The following is a 16,122-nucleotide window of genomic DNA, read 5'->3' as shown; positions in this document are numbered from 1 at the left end:
TATATGGACAAGAATAAAAAAAGCAAAGACACAAAGAAAACCTGGATTCAATATGGGGTTTTCGCCGTAGTAGCAGTGGTGTTATACGCCACAGGATTGCATACCGAAGTCATTGGTTTTGCGCAACGCGGATTATTAGCAACAGGTTTGATGAATCCGGATGTGAAGGAAATTACAGAGGTGCGACATAATGAAAGCACCTCTGCCGATTTACCAGCGTCAACCAAAGCAGACTTCAATCTGAAGTTGATTGATAAAGATGGAAATATATCTTCTTTGGAAGCATTGAAAGGTAAAGTGATCTTTATGAACTTTTGGGCCACTTGGTGTCCACCTTGCATTGCCGAAATGCCGAGCATCGATAAATTACACGAAGAAATGGGAGACGAAGTGGCTTTTGTAATGCTCTCACTGGATCAGGATTTTGAACTGGCCAAAGCGTTTGACAAACGAAAAGGTTACAACCTACCTATTTATGCACCAGCAAGCAATCTCCCAAGTATGTATCAATCTTCTGCAATTCCTACCACGTATATTATTGATGCCGATGGAAATCTCGCTTTAACACATAAGGGAATGGCCGATTACAGCGATGAGGAATTTAAAAAATTCCTGAAAAGTTTGAAATAATAAGTTACCAAATGAATTAAAAAACCGCATCGGAATTAAAAGCTGATGCGGTTTTTCTATGTTTATAGACCTAGTCAAATTGAAGACGGCTTAGGTCTCATCAAAATGTACGTTTATAGTTTTCTAAAGAAACCGTCGTGTCCTTTTCTTATAATCATGATACTCTGAAAATTTGTTACACAAGAGCTTTTCTTCATAAACGGATTTATAATAAAAGAGGATTAAAAGCATCAGTGTGATCACTGTCTTATAGAGCGATGTCTGAAAAATAGCATATCCAAACCCTGAAAAGATTAAAGCGGTGTAAATGGGATGTCTCGATAACCGGAATGCTCCTGTGGTGATCAACCTGCCAGAACTAACCGGAGATGGAAAAGGAGAGAGTTTTGTGTTTAATTGCAAAAGGGCTACCATTCCGAAAATCACAGAAAGTCCTAAAATTATTAAACCCGAATAGTTTAACCATTCGGGTAAGTATATGTTGGACAGTTTTAAGGGTACAACGTATGCCACAAAAAGCAGCAGTTGTAGCATTACAAATACATAGTCCTTGATTGGGTTTTTTAGGTTCAATCTTTAAATTGTTCTATATCATCACTTAAATCATAAACGGTTATCCCATGCAATTCGTTTTCAAGAATGCTGCTTCCGGCAGCACTCCGGTAGCCTCCGGCGCAATGCACCACAATAGGCTTGTTTGTCGGAATGTTTTCTGCGGTATCCCGCAAGGTATTCAAAGGATGTGCGAGTGCTTTTTCAAAAAACTTGCCTTCATTGATTTCACTTTGATTACGAATATCTACAATAGTATAATGGTCAGGATTCTTTTTGAAATCTTTCAAATCCAATTTCGGCGTATTCACGAGGTTTTCTTCAGAAAGTGTAATAACCTGTGCAACCTGTTTTTCGTAACCTATTTTCGCTAACCGGTTCAAAATTTTGTCCTTGTTTTCTTTACTGTCGATGACTAAGGTAAAGGCTTCTTTTGGAGTCACGATGGCGCCCAACCAGGTTTCGAATTTTTCAGTATCTGTTTTTGCTTGTATGTTAATACTTCCCTCCAAATGTCCTTTTTTAAAGTCTACTTCATTTCTCATGTCAATAATAAGTCCTGTGGCAGTGGTATTTTCTTTGAATGGAATTTTAGAGATGGCAGCCGCTACATCTTTGGCACCTGTTTTATTGATGTCCACATTAAATCCAAAATAGGATGGAATAAAGGGTTGACCATCGAGCAAAGTCTGGATAAATTTTTCCTTGGATTGTTCTTTAAAAGCCCAATTGTTTTTCCGTTCCTCACTTAAGGTACTGCTGGCAGCCTCGCTCAGATTTTTTCCGCAAAGTGATCCAGCGCCATGAGCAGGGTAAACCACAGCATCATCTGGTAGTTTATTAAACTTTGAGGTCATGGTGTGGTACATCATTTCAGCCAATTCTTCGCGTTTTGCTTTCATATTGCCAACTTTTTCACGAAGATCGGGACGTCCAACATCTCCTATAAAAAGAGTATCACCTGTAAAAATAGCAGTTTCATCACCTTCTGTGGCAACAATTGTAATACTATCTGGGGAGTGACCTGGTGTATTGATGGCTTTAAGGGTAATAGTCCCCAACGTGATATGATCACCTTCATCAAAACCCTGATGTGGATAATCAGCACCCAACTTTTCACTGTTATAAATAGTTGCTCCGGTTTCTTTGTGGATCTCAAGATGGGAACTCACAAAATCAGCGTGTGGATGCGTCTCGATTATGGCAACAATTTTAGCGTTATTTGCTTTCGCAAAAGTGTAGTATTGTTGTGGATCACGTTCAGGATCAATAACTGCCATCTTACCATCACTAACAAGAGCGTAGGAATAATGGGCGAGGGGTTTGTATTCAAATTGTTTAATGTCCATATGCTATAGTTTTAAATTCTACAAAAATTCATGAAAAATCAGTCTTGGCTTTTAGAAACCGAGACTGATAGTCAGAAATTAAATATTTTTCTTTGCCAAATACCAATCTACTTTCTCGAGAGAATCGTCTGCTAATCGAGCGTTAAGTTCATCCAATGTTTTTGGTGGACCCACAATTACTTTATCACCTTTTTTCCAATCTAAAGGCATGGCTACTTGATACTCATCTGAAATTTGAAGTGCTTCTAAAACGCGTAAAATCTCGTTCATATTTCTACCTACGTTCAATGGATAATACATCACCAATCGTATTTTTTTACTTGGGTCAATGAAAAATACGGCACGCACGGCAGCGGTTTCACTTTCGTTAGGTTGCAACATTCCATATAGTTTTGCAACTTTCATATCAATATCTGCGATGATAGGAAAATCAAAATAAACGCCAGTGTTTTCTCTCACATTTTGAACCCAACCTAAATGGGCGTGGATACTATCGATACTTAAACCTAAAAGTTGCGTGTTGAGCGCGTCAAACTCACCCTTTCTTTTTGCAAAGCCACTTAATTCTGTGGTACATACAGGCGTAAAATCGGCTGGATGAGAAAACATGACAATCCATTTATCTTTGGCAAAATCTGAAAATTTAATTTTTCCCTTTGTTGTGACTGCTTCAAAATCTGGAGCAGTATCGCCAATCCTCGGCATCGAATTTACTTGTTGCATTTCTAAATTTGTTTCCATCACTATTAAATTTTTTTATTAGTATAACTTTTTATTAAAGTTAAGCTATAATAATGTGTTAGCCAGTAACACAAGTTACAGTGTTTTGTATTAATTGCACCGAAGTCAATATTTTGAAATTAGGTTTGCTTATGTATAGCTCTAATTTTAGGTTCATTGGATTTCTTAAAACTGCAAAATTGAAAGTTTTGTACGGTGTCGAAAGGCGTGATATGATCTGCGGTAAGACATTTGACCTTTTCAAAGTTGTGTTCAAATACTTTTGTCAATCCAATGTCATCATATTGGGAAATTTCCAAACCACTGCATTTTTCAGGACCTTCTTTTGAGAAAGTGCCAATAATTAAGTTTTGCGTTACAGATTTACTAACAATTGCTACATAACTCTCAATTTGCTGTTTTGAGGTTAAAAAATGAAAAGCAGCCCGATCATGCCATAAATCGTACATATTGGGAGGTTGAAACGAAGTTATATCACTAACAATCCATTGTACCTTGGCAGCATTATTGCCCAAACGTTTTTTTGCTTTTTCAATTGCTATGGCAGAAATATCCAGCACAGTAATATTTTTATATCCACCTTCAAGTAAGCAATCGACCAATTTACTATCACCACCGCCTATGTCTATTATTTTAGCAGATTTTGATATACCACTTTCCTGAATTAATTTTAAGGAGATTTCTGGTTTTTCTTGCGTCCAGCTAACTTGGTATGGACTTTTGTGTTTATAAACTTTTTCCCAATGTTCTTTTGTATCCATTTGTATGAATTTTTGATCGGATCCTTAAAATGTATTATTTCAAAAACGATTCATCTCGAAGGGCTTTTGTGCAGTTTAAGTCAAATCACTAGTCAAATATTATTGTGAGTAAATGATTAATAACAATAACTCTTCTCTTGAAAGGTTAATTTTTAAATGAATATGAAGATAATAGACAATGAGCAGAATGGATGTAACCTTTGTTTCAAAAGTTGAGGCTATAACAGAGAATTGCAAAACAAAAATAGGGTAGTTTAAAGTGGATAAACTTTTAAGTGGGTCGAACTAAGTATACCAAGCTAGCGTTTTAATAATAAGGACTTCAATTTATCAGAAGTGGGTAAAGGATAAAAAATAATTTTCTCAAAATCATGTATGTCTTCTGTAATTGCTAAAGCTCCGACATAATCTTGATTAATATTGAAGCTGAACACATTAATCTTTTCAAAATTACCAACTAAAGCTCGTGGTACAGAATGCAGCCCTTCAGTGACAGATAGTTTTATTAAATCATCATCAATACCTTTGCCTATGGCTTTGACAATTGCTTCCTTGCGTGTCCAATATGTATAAAAAGTATGATGTTTATTTATACTATTCTGAATCTTATCTATTTCAAGTTGATTAAATACCGTTGGTAAAATCTCCTCATATTCAAAATCCTTATTCACATATTCGACATCAACGCCTACGGGACATTTCGCTATCGCAATAACGGCATAATCTCCAGAATGGCTAACATTAAAAAAAACTGATGGATGAGATGATAAATAGGGTTTTTTGTTAGAGTCAATGTCAATAATAATTTTATTGACATCTAAACCAATATGTTCCGCCAAAAGGAATTTTAATAGCGTTCTACATATTATAAATCTATTTTTATCTTTTACGAAGTGATATCTATCCGCGCGACTGCGTTCAGAGTCCGACAAAACGGTTATGGTGCTCGAAGCTAACTCTTGGTATTTTGATAGCTCAATTTTATAAATCTTTATCAAGAAATCATCACCCTTCTTGCGATTTAAATCAGGTATGGAAGTTTCTAACGTCCCACAAAATAATTGACTATACACTTTTTAAGTTCTTGGTGTCCAGTACATTTTGAAGGCTTTTTGCTAAGGCTTCTACATAGGGCTCATCAAACATATCAACGTGATTACCAGGTACCATGTGTTTTCGAATGCCTCTACCACCCATTTTTTTCCATCCCAATAAATCGTGATCGTGGACAAAATTAATTTCTTCCTGTGCTCTAAATAAATCAATCACAATATCCTGTGGCGTTATGGTATAGGCGTTGGTGGCTATGCTATGATTGTGTTCCATTTTATAAGGCACGTTAAACTGCATTTCGTATTGCTTCTCTGTTCCATGTTTTAACTTTAAAAACAAGCCCGAAATTTGGATTTTCAATAGTGCCTTTCTTCGTATAAAATGCTTTTTGCTGGCAAACATGTTGAAACTTAAGTACACTACTTTTCCCATCTGGAATAAGTTCATTAGTAGTTTTTTCTTAAAAGGACTTGTGTAATAGTAAGATGGATATACATAAGTGTCAAATTGTGCTAAAATGGTTACTTTTTTCCCTTGTGCCAGCAATTGCCTTGCCATTTCATAAGCGACAATGCCGCCATAAGAAAAGCCACCCAAAGCATAAGGTCCGTCTGGATTGGAGGCAACAATTTCAGCAATATAATCTGCTGCCATTTGATCAATGGAATCATGAGGTTCGTCTACACCACTTAATCCTCTAGACTGAAGGCCATACACAGGCTGGTCTTTATCTAGTCTATGAGCCAACGCATTGAACATTAAAACATTGTGATTAGCTCCGTGAACTACATATAACGCTGGTTTGGTTCCTCCCGTTTTTAAGGGGACCAATGAATCCCAAGTAATGAACTCTTTGTCCATATAGGCAGCCAATTGTTTAATTGTAGGGTGTTTGAGCAATGCAACCAACGGCAATCTATTTTCAGTTTCCTTTTCAATTCGAGCCATCACCTGAACACCAACAATGGAATGTCCACCAATCTCGAAAAAATCGCTGTTGGCATCTATCTTATCTATTTTTAGACAGTCTTGCCAAATGGTCGCAATAATCTTTTCTGATGGCGTAGTAGGTTCCGTAAAACCGATCTTTTCAGATGTATTCGCTACAAGCTGAAGCAAGGCTTTCCGATCTAATTTGCCACTTAAGGTTTTAGGAAATTCTTTAACTAAAATAAATTGTTGTGGCAACATGTGCGCCGGAAGCTCTTTTTTCAGCGTTGCTTTCCAGACATTCACCTTATTTGTTTCATCAATGGTCTTTTCAGTTGAAATCACAAAGGCTATTAAAAGATCTTCATTGACCAATACTACGGAAGAATGTACTCCATCCAACGCATCCAAAGCCTGCTCTATTTCTCCTAATTCTATTCGTTGTCCTCTAATTTTAACTTGATCATCTATACGACCCAAACAATGGACATCTCCATTTGGAAGTAGTTTGGCTAAATCTCCTGTGCGATATAAAACAGCGCCTATCTCCGTTTTAAATGGATTCTCTACAAACTTTTCAATAGTCAAATCCTCTCGCTTCCAATAGCCTTTTGAAACGCCATCTCCAGCAATACAAAGCTCGCCAGTTTTACCTGGTGCTACCAATCTATTCTGTTCATCTACAATATAAAGTTGGGTGTTGGCCATAGGACGACCTATGGTAATGACATCATCAGTCTTCAAAACTTGCTTCATTGCAGACCATATCGTAGTTTCCGTCGGACCATACATATTCCAAAGTTCAGTTACCCTCGCCATGATGCTTTTTGCCAAAATCATAGGTAACGCTTCTCCTGTGGATATGGCTCTAATCGGCAACGGTTCTTCCCATCCAGAATAGAGCAGCATTTGCCAAGTTGCTGGAGTCGCCTGCATCATTGTGATCCCTTCATCTTTCATAAGATTTAGAAGTAAACGCGTATCCTTGGCAGTTTCTTCGTCGGTTAGAACCAATTTGGCGCCTTTTAAAAGTGGCGCAAATAATTCCGCCATAGCAATGTCAAAAGAAATTGTTGTTATTGAAATTAGAATATCTGTTTCTATTATACCTGGTTTTTCCAAAAAACTGTAGAGAAGATTTACCAAATTCCTGTGCGAAATTGGGACTCCCTTGGGCCTTCCTGTCGAGCCTGAAGTATAAAGTATATAAACGGCTTGATGAATATCTACCTTTTCAGTTAATGGCGTATGCGGATATTTGTATAATTCAGGTAAAATATCCTCTAAAAGAAATAATGTCGCGTTAGACAGTAGAGCTGACGACGCGGATTTTGTAGAAATAATGAATTTGGCTTCCGAGTCTTCCAACATAAATTCCAAGCGTTGGATAGGATAGCTGGGATCTAATGGGAGGTAAGTCGCACCACATTCCATAATAGCAATCAATGTGATTAGCAAATCAATGGATCTTGGTAATGAAACTCCTACACAATCACCATTTTCCACACCATTATCTTTCAAATAATGCGACATTTGGTGCACTTTTTTCTCTAAATCGCCATAGGAAATTTCTTCTTTCTTAAATTTCAATGCTATTTTTGAGGGATTGAAAAGCGCTTGTTTTAAAATTAATTCATGCAATGGCAGCTGCGGATAAGCAGCGGAAGTATTGTTCAGCTCTAAATACGCCGAATCATCTACCTTAAGAATATCACCAATTTTAATATTGGGATTAGCAACTACAGTAGTGATGATGTCTTCAAAAGAAGCCATCATCTTTTGTATGGTTTCTGGTTTGAAGAGACTTGAATTATAAGACCATTCTAAAATGAGATCTTTTGCCGATCCAGATGCATTTAGGAAAATTTCGAAGGTTTCGTAGGCTCTTGGATTACTTTTTAGTTCGTAATTCAATCCTGAAAACGACACTGCGTCGTCCATGCCCATATCAATATTAAAAACGACAGGAACTAAAGGGACTCGCGATGGATCTCTCGCGATAGAAAGCTTTTGGAGCAATTCCCCAAAACTAAATTTTTGATGTTCGTAAGCATCAAAAAGTTGAGGCTTTCGTAGTTTAAGATAATCGTTAAAACTGATATTCGCATCAATTTCACTTCGTAAAGGCAACAGGTTGACACAATGTCCAATCATTTGGGTTTTTCCGCTGGCAGCTTGATCTGCCGATGGCAATCCCAAGACAATGCTGTTTTGACCGGTTTGTGTGTATAGAAAAATCTCAAAAGCGGATAGGAGTGTGGTTACAAAACTTGATCCTTGCTTTAGTCCCGTTTTTTTCAGTGAGTCTACCAAATCCATGTCCATCGGTAGATCAATACGCTCACTTTTGAAGGTTCTGAACTGTGGTCTTGGAAAATCAGTAGGCAATGTCAATTGCGGAACCTCACCTTTAAATTGATTGAGCCAAAAGGTTTCATTGATTGAATGTGCCTCACTTTCTAAATACGCCTGTTGCTCGATGGCATAGGCAGAAAAACTTTCAGGCTTTGGTAAATTGTGATTTGTGTTTTGAATAGTCGCAGAATAGAGACTTCCCAACTCCTGAAGCATAATTCCCAAAGACCAACCATCGCAAACGATATGGTGTCCTGTGAGTACCAAGTGATGTTCAGTTTCAGACAGTTTAATTAATCCCACTTTTAAAAGGGGTCCTTTTAATAAGTCAAAAACGTAATTGGCATCTGCGGATAGATAGCCTTTTACAACTTTAATTTTTTCAGAATCGCTTAAACTTGAGGCATCGTGTTGATGTGATTGAATGGGAAGTTCTTTAAAAACAGTCATAAATCGCCCGTCGGTACTGAAAACCGATCGTAACGCCTCATGGCGTTTTACCAAATCTTCTAAAGCTTTTTGAATTGCAGTTTCATTCAAACTGCCCTTTAAGATTAAAGATATGGATTCGTTATAGGCTCTGCTGGCATCCTCATCTCCTAATTTGCAGGCAATCCATATTTCCGCCTGTGATTGCGTCGTATAAATTACTTTTTCAATTTCTGGTCCTGCAAAAGGATTGAAATTATCAATAGTGTTCAAAGAAGTGGATTGGTTCATCAATTTGAATTCAAGAATTTAAAACGCTTTTATAAGTTATCGATAAAGATAGAAAAGTTTCCAAATAGATATTAATGGTAATTTTATCAAAAAAATAGGTTTTTTCTAAATTGAAAATTTGGCATTTTGAACTAATTGTTTACTCAATGTAAGCACAGCAAATTTTTTTCAAATTTTTATAACTCAATTTTTACAAAATTACCTTTTTCTTTCGAATCTTCCACAAACCACGCTGGATTGCCTAACTGATCCATGCCTAAACGTGCGCCAGGCACTGGTGGTTTGTTTAAAGCTTCGATCGGAGATTCAGTATGATTTATTACCGTATCATTTTGATGGGAATTTAAAATACCAGCAGATATAAGTTCATCAACACAAGATATAAATGTATTTTTAAGGGTATGTATATCTTCCATTTTATAGGCAGTCGTCATAAAACAAGGAAAACCATCCCAAACGTGAATGCCTTTTTCCCGCATCATAACAAAAAGCAATTCAGCATAAGGAATATCTTCCAATATTTTGAGTCGCCATAAAGAACCAAAATAGTTTATCTCCATAGGTAGGCTGCGCTTCGCAAACTCTCTGTTTAAATCTTTTGCATAATTTTCGGTTAAAAGATTAAGATCTCTTTGAAGGGATTCTCCTTTTTCTTTCATGTGTAATAAAGAAGCTTTTGAAGCAGCAAGTGCCAATGGATGACGCACAAAAGTACCAGCAAAGTAGGTGACACCAATTTCTGGATAGGAATCATCTCCGTATTGCCAAAATCCACCGTCAAGTGCATCCATATACGTTTTACTTCCTACAATGGCACCAATGGAAATACCACCACCTATGACCTTTCCATAAGTAGCTAAATCTGCTTTAATGCCGAACAACGCTTGCGCACCACCTGGATGAATTCTGAAACCCGTAATAACTTCATCAAATATAAATGCGGTATCTGTTGCTTTTGTAATTTTTCGTATTTCTTTAAGGAATTCAACCGGCTGAAATTCAGGTCTACGGCTTTGCACAGGTTCAACAATAACCGCAGCGAGTTCATGCGAACGGTTACGGATAATTTCTAAACTTTCGTCGGTACCATATTCTAAAATCAATACATTTTGTACCGAATTGCCGAGAATACCAGCAGAAGCTGGAAAGGTTTTCAATTTTTTGGATCCTCTTACCAAACCTTCATCATTGATTCCATGGTATGCACCAGAGAAGGCAACAATTAGGGAACGTCCTGTAACCGTTCGAGCAATTCGCATCGCACCTAAAACGGCTTCTGATCCTGTATTGCAAAGTGCAGCACGTTCAAGACCCGTAAATTCACAAAGTAGTTCGCATACTTCACCCGCTAATGGATGCTGCGGACCTACCTCATAACCGCTTTCTATTTGTTCATGTAGCACCTTGGTTATAAATTCTGGTTGGTGACCAAATAAACTCGAACCAAAGCCATTTAGAGTATCGATGTACTCATTGCCATCAATATCCCACAGCCTATTACCGGATGATTTCTCGACTACAATAGGATATACCAATTCTTTTGTAAATGGTTTAAAGCCAGATACCACTCGCGGATCGGACATATGCGGACGATGTTTTTGGGTATACGCTTTACTACCAGCCGTTTTTTTATTGTAGGAAAACGTTAATTTATCAATAAATGATTTTTGCTGCTTGTTGAGTCCAGTAGAGGACTTTTCAATTCGAGGAGAAGCTCCGAATGGTTTCTTGAGTTCCTTTTTTTCTTCTTCTGTTAAAGAATCTTCAGACGTATCATCACTGTTTGTTAAAGGTGTTTTGTAAGTTCCATTCATCTGATCAAGACTGAACGGTATTGGATTAGCATTTTGGCTTTGAACTTGAAAAGGTTGAGATGATACATTGCCTTGTAATAAATCCAATTGTTTCCCTAATAATTGCAGCTGTTGTGCGATAAGGCCTATGGCAGAATTATCGATATTGTTGTTATTATTATTATTATTATTGGAAGTTACATTCGGTTGCGAAACAAGGCTGGGATTGTTATGATGAACAGTTTGTTGTACAGGAATCTGTAGAGGCTCTGGAGCAAAAATCTCTTTAGGTAAATTATCATCCAAGTAAGTGGCCAAAAGATTCGGTGTGCTAAATTCTCCATTTAGCTGACGGAATGTTATTGGAATTTTAAATTCATTTTTACAGGTTATTGCCATTTGCGTCAGAACAAGTGAATCGAGACCAAGTTCAAGAAAGTTTTGGTCGTGTTCAGAAGATTCTAATTCCATTCCTGAAGTATTCATGACGATATCCGAAATTTTTTCAAGAAGTATTGCTTTTCTGTTAGGTTGTAATGCGGTATTCATTTGAGTTTGTATCGGTTGATTGAGGTTCGATTCTGTTTGCGTATTAAAATTAATAGTAGATGTTTCTGTTAATGGTGGATCTACCCAACAATGCTTGCGGTCAAACACGTATGATGGCAGTAAAACCTTTTGTCGAGATTGACCTTCGTAAAATGCTGACCAGTCAGGTTCTATTCCTTTTAACCATAGTTGGCCTAAAGCAGATAAAACAGTATGATATGAATTTTCATTTTCGTCAGGAACAACCAATGTTGCAATTGAACTTGCGGATTTCGTTTTCTTTTTTTGTTGTGATAAGGTCGTTAGGGCACGACCTGGACCAATTTCCAATAACACAATATCTTCTAGTCCAAGCGCTGTTTCCATAGCGTCGGAAAAACGAACAGTGGCGCGTAAATGGTCAGACCAATATTTAGGATTGGTGGCTTCTGAATCGCTTAACCATGTTCCAGTGACTGTTGAAACAATTGGTATTCTGGGAATGCTTAAGGACAGTTTACTGACTTCGGATTCAAATTCTTCGAGAACAGGATCCATCATCGTAGAATGAAAGGCATGACTCGTTAAAAGTAATCGATTGGGAATTTCCTTTTCCTCTAATAGTTTGGCGAATTCTTCTATGTCTTTGTCTTCACCTGAAACCACACATAATTGATCGGAATTTACAGCAGCAACACAGAGCGTTTCTGGTAATATTTCAGACAGATTCTCAAACGTCGTTCTAACGGATAACATACTGCCACCAGGAAGATCACTAACCAATTTCCCACGAACGGCAACCAATAATAAGGCATCTTTCAATGTAAATATGCCAGCCAAATGAGCGGCAACAAATTCACCAATACTATGTCCGCAGAGCATTGTAGGTTGAATTCCCCAGCTCATCCAAAGTTGAGATAAAGCATATTCTACAACGAATAATGCTGGTTGCGTGTATTGGGTATCCTTTAATCGGTCTTCAGCTTCTTGTGAATTGCTTTCAGGATAAATAATTGTTCGGATGTCATAATTATAGGCTTCCTGTAATAATTCGGCACATTGATTTACTGCTTTTTGAAACACTTCTTCATGCTCATAAAGTGCTTTTCCCATTTGTAAATATTGTGCACCTTGTCCTGGAAAAAGGAATGCCAAATTGCTTGGTACAGCTTTCAAATCAGAATTCTTTACAGACGTTGAACCATCAAGCAATAATTGATCTATGGCGTTTTCTGAATCAGTTGCTAAAACGAAACTACGTTTATTAAACGTGTCTCTTGTCGCACTTAACGAATATGCAACGTCAGCTAAATTTAATTCAGTTGACGACTTTATATAATTGCCCAAAGCTATTTTGTAGCCTTCAAGGCTGTTGTCTGTTTTTGCAGACCATGTCAAAATCTGTAAAGGCTTACTATCTCCAGAAGTTATTTGTTTAGTTTCAGCCTCTTCAACGACAATATGAACATTCGTACCACCAACTCCGAAAGAACTGATGCCTGCACGTCGCACATTTTTAGATTCCCAATCACGTAAAATAGTATTGACAAAGAAAGGACTGTTAGCAAAATCAATGGCAGGATTAGGTTCTGAAAAGCCCAAAGAAGGAGGTAACTGACGATGGTTTAGAGCCAATATAGTCTTTATAAAACCAGCCACACCAGCCGCTGCAGTCAAATGACCCATATTACTTTTTATGGAACCAATCGCGCAATAGCCTTTCTGACTCTGCTCACCAAACGCTTCTTGCAGACCTTCAATTTCTATAGGATCTCCTATTGGAGTTGCTGTGCCATGTGTTTCAATGTAACTAATATCAGAAGGAGATATATTCGCATCGTTTAATGCTCGAAATATGGCTTCAGATTGTCCTTCGACACTTGGAGCTGTGAAACTTCCTTTCTCGCCACCATCGTTATTTATTCCAATGCCTTTTATAGTACCGTAAATATAATCGCCATCTTTTTTTGCGGCTTCCAAGCTTTTCAGAAGTACGACACCACATCCATCACTAAAGACAGTTCCTTTTGCTTCCGCATCAAATGAGCGACAATGTCCATCGGGACTCATGATGGAGCCTTCTTGATATAGGTGACCACTGTATATTGGGGCAGTTACGCTAGATGCGCCAGCGATTGCTACATCACATTGTCCATTTCTTATAGCTTCAACTGCCTGTGCAATTGCAAGTAGAGACGTAGAACATGCAGAATGAACGCTGACGGCTGGTCCTTTTAAATTTAAATGATAAGCCGTTCTGGTAGCAATATAATCTTTTTCGTTAAGCGAACTTGCCTGTAAATCACCAACTTGATTTAATAGTTCTCTATTGGGAATGACATTATTTAGATAATAGGTATTCATCCCAGTACCAGCATACACACCGATGCTGCCATCATAATGTTTAGGAAGATATCCTGTTTGTTCAAGGACTTCCCATGCTGATTCTAAAAATAAACGTTGTTGAGGATCCATTACTGATGCCACCTTCGGATTTAAACCAAAAAACCCAGCGTCAAATTGTTGTGCTGATGGAATGATGCCACGAGCTCTCACATAAAGAGGGTCATTTCGCAACCCATCAGGAATCGTTTTATCCAATTCTTCTTTAGTGAAAAAGGATATCGTTTCTCGTCCCTCTTTGAGAACGTCCCATAATTCTTGAATGGTATTGGCTCCAGGAAATCTCCCTGCCATGCCAATAACAGCTACGTCTTTAGAAGTACCGTCAACAGGGCCTTTTTTAATAGTTTTTTTAGTCTTGGTACTTTTGTTAGGGTCTAGGTATTTGGAAATTTCCGCAATTCTTGGGAATTGATAGAGTTTAGTTACAGGTAATGAATAGTTGTAATCCTTTAAGAGAATGGCAACTACTTTTTGGGCTAATAATGAGGTTCCACCTAATTCAAAAAAGTTATCATCAATACCGATTTTAGGGATGCTCAATAAATCAGCCCAGACTTTGGCGATATGTTTCTGAATTTCGGTCGTTGCTGCTTTATAAGGAGGCGCAGAACTCGGTCTACTGTATTGAGGCGCGGGCAATTTCTTTTTGTCGATTTTACCGCTCGACGTCCGAGGAAACTCTTCAATTAATGTAAAATAGGAAGGCATCATATACTCTGGTAATATATTTGAAACCTTTTGGCGAATTTCAGCGACATCCAGAGTTTTTTCACTCGGCTGAATATAGGCGACCAATCGCGTTTGGCCTGCCAAATGATTGGAAGCAATCACCACTGTTTGCTCGATACCAGATACCGAATTAATTGCCAATTCTATTTCTGCGAGTTCTATTCTGTGACCGCTGATTTTAACTTGATCATCTTCACGCCCAAGAAATTCTATATTGCCATCTGGTAAATACTGTGCGATATCTCCCGTACGATAAATACGTGTGTTTTTCCCATCAGGGGAATTCCAATTGATAAATTTCTCGTCGGTTAATTCTTTATTGTTCAAATAGCCTTCTGCCATACAATCTCCAGCGATATAAAGTTCTCCAATCGTTCCATCAGGTACTAATTCTTGATTTTTATTGAGAATCAATATCGAAGTATTGCTAATAGGCTTGCCAATGGTTGGCAGTGTTGGCCAATTGGCAGGATTACCATCTAATTTTAGTTCCGTGACTACATGACATTCCGTTGGTCCATATTGATTGTAGAGTACGCAATCACTTATTTTGCTAAAAAAGTTACTTACTTGGGGTGTGATTTTAAGTTGTTCTCCAGCAGTCATTACTTCTTTAAGAGACATTGGAAATAGCCCAATACTCGAAGCGGCTTCAGCCAGTGCCTGTAATGCTACAAAAGGTAAAAACAATCTATTCACCTGTTGCTTGTCTATATAATTTAAAAGCGCAACCATATCAAGTCTTAAAGCGTCGTTAATAAGTACCAATGTGCCGCCATTGCTTAAGGTTGCCATGATTTCTTGAAAAGAAACATCAAAGGTCAGAGGCGCAAATTGTAGAGTGCGTGAGCCGATTTTACTTGTTGAGTTGTTATTTTGCCAAGTAATGAGATTAACCATTGCTTTCTCACCCATACAAACGCCTTTAGGTTCGCCTGTTGAACCTGACGTATATAATATGTAAGTGCTTAAATTTTTGGTGTTTGATTCTATGATTGCATGATCGACAGGTTGATCGATGTTACTAACAATTAATGGCTTAAGGCCAATTGATAGGACATTAGTCTCGTCTTTATGTGTAGTTAAGCAAAATGATAGTTTCGAATTGCCAATGATGCTTTCCAGCCTTTTTTCAGGGTAACCAAAATCAATGGGAAGATATGCTTTACCCGCTTTTAATACAGATAATACAAAGATTATTTGATCAATACATCGGGATGTTGGGACGCCAATAATTTCTTCATTCCTGGCATGACCTAAAATAGTATTATAAACTTTTAAAATTTCCTCTTCGGTCTGTCTATAGGTTAGTTGGTCTGTTTCGGTTAGGATGCAAAGACCATCAGGATAAGACCTTGCTGCCTTTTCAAAAAGTAGGTAAACGTTGTTAGGGTTGTGCATTTTATTCCAATTTGATTAGCGAGGTATAGTAAATCCAATCTATGTAAGGTATCATCTTTTATGCCCGCTTAACTAATTTTAAGAACAAATTTATCCATAAAAAAATTTAGTATGAGTAATGGGTCTTAGTTTGTTATCATTAACGTTGCGAGAAACTATTCAAGAAAATTAGAT

The 16,122-nt window shown here is 37.6% G+C and carries 8 protein-coding genes; 1 reads left to right on the top strand and 7 read right to left on the bottom strand.

Translation table 11 applies throughout. From position 1 onward, the window contains the following. Positions 1-3 precede the first annotated feature (3 nt). Entirely contained in the window at positions 4-630 is a 627-nt protein-coding gene (locus tag A9996_RS12540; RefSeq protein WP_066435447.1) for a TlpA family protein disulfide reductase, read from the top strand. 123 nt (positions 631-753) lie between these two features. Here the strand turns inward: A9996_RS12540 and A9996_RS19665 are convergent, their stop codons facing one another. From A9996_RS19665 to A9996_RS12510, 7 genes are all read right to left on the bottom strand, one after another. Next, a complete protein-coding gene (locus tag A9996_RS19665) occupies positions 754-1,164 on the bottom strand; it encodes a methyltransferase family protein (protein WP_083993952.1) in 411 nt (136 codons plus the stop codon). A gap of 35 nt (positions 1,165-1,199) precedes the next feature. Further along, on the bottom strand, positions 1,200-2,531 hold the full coding sequence (locus A9996_RS12535; protein WP_066435445.1) for an MBL fold metallo-hydrolase: 1,332 nt from the start codon (positions 2,529-2,531) through the stop codon (positions 1,200-1,202). 78 nt (positions 2,532-2,609) lie between these two features. After that, entirely contained in the window at positions 2,610-3,272 is a 663-nt protein-coding gene (locus A9996_RS12530; protein WP_066435444.1) for a peroxiredoxin, read from the bottom strand. A 119-nt stretch (positions 3,273-3,391) separates the two neighbouring features. Beyond that, a complete protein-coding gene (locus A9996_RS12525; protein WP_066435442.1) occupies positions 3,392-4,033 on the bottom strand; it encodes a class I SAM-dependent methyltransferase in 642 nt (213 codons plus the stop codon). 299 nt (positions 4,034-4,332) lie between these two features. After that, entirely contained in the window at positions 4,333-5,106 is a 774-nt protein-coding gene (locus A9996_RS12520; protein WP_083993950.1) for a 4'-phosphopantetheinyl transferase family protein, read from the bottom strand. Continuing rightward, the gene (locus tag A9996_RS12515) at positions 5,099-9,091 is read right to left on the bottom strand and encodes a non-ribosomal peptide synthetase (protein ID WP_083993949.1); all 3,993 of its coding nucleotides are present in this window, start codon (positions 9,089-9,091) and stop codon (positions 5,099-5,101) included. Before A9996_RS12515 ends, A9996_RS12520 begins: the two co-directional genes overlap by 8 nt. A 176-nt stretch (positions 9,092-9,267) precedes the next feature. After that, positions 9,268-15,948 (bottom strand): type I polyketide synthase, encoded by a 6,681-nt coding sequence (locus A9996_RS12510; protein WP_066435435.1) that lies wholly within the window; start codon positions 15,946-15,948, stop codon positions 9,268-9,270. Positions 15,949-16,122: the final 174 nt, after the last annotated feature.

Source organism: Gelidibacter algens (genome assembly GCF_001678675.1).
GTDB classification, from domain to species: domain Bacteria; phylum Bacteroidota; class Bacteroidia; order Flavobacteriales; family Flavobacteriaceae; genus Gelidibacter; species Gelidibacter algens.
This window is presented reverse-complemented; position numbering and strand designations above follow the sequence as displayed.